The sequence below is a fragment of the Campylobacter sp. BCW_6871 genome (genome assembly GCF_001762325.1).
GTDB lineage: Bacteria > Campylobacterota > Campylobacteria > Campylobacterales > Campylobacteraceae > Campylobacter_D > Campylobacter_D jejuni.
In genome coordinates this window covers 1-389 of record NZ_MJWQ01000001.1, presented here as the reverse complement: position 1 = coordinate 389, position 389 = coordinate 1, and the positions used below count along the sequence as shown (strand labels likewise).

Annotated in this window: 1 protein-coding gene; it reads right to left on the bottom strand. The window is 29.8% G+C overall.

Annotated elements, in window-relative coordinates; translation table 11 throughout:
• Positions 1-389, bottom strand: a 389-nt coding sequence (locus AJ930_RS00005; protein ID WP_148122798.1) for a TNT domain-containing protein, incomplete at both ends; no start/stop codon positions are given.

Here is a 389-nt window from a genome sequence, read left to right as displayed (position 1 = left end):
CTAATTGTATTAAGTTTTCTATGGAAATAGGAAGTTTAATTTGTGTTCCTTTGCCTTCTTGTTTAAAGCATGGAGATATTTTACCTATTTTTGGGGAATGGAATTTGTTTTTTTCTTTTAGCTCTTTAATATATTCTATTAATTCTTCATTCCCACTCATTCTAACCTTTCTTTCAATACTTTCCATATTAATATCTTCTGTTACTTCATATCTTTTATAGGTTTTTTGCATTACTTCATTATTTTCATAAGGCAATGATCTTTTTTCATAAGGCATCACTCCTTTTTTCTCTTTAAAAGGACAAACAAAGCCACCTGAATTATCCCCATATCTGTCCAGTTTCATCCCTTTTTTTAGAGTGACTTCTCTTGGTTTGGGTGGAATTTTA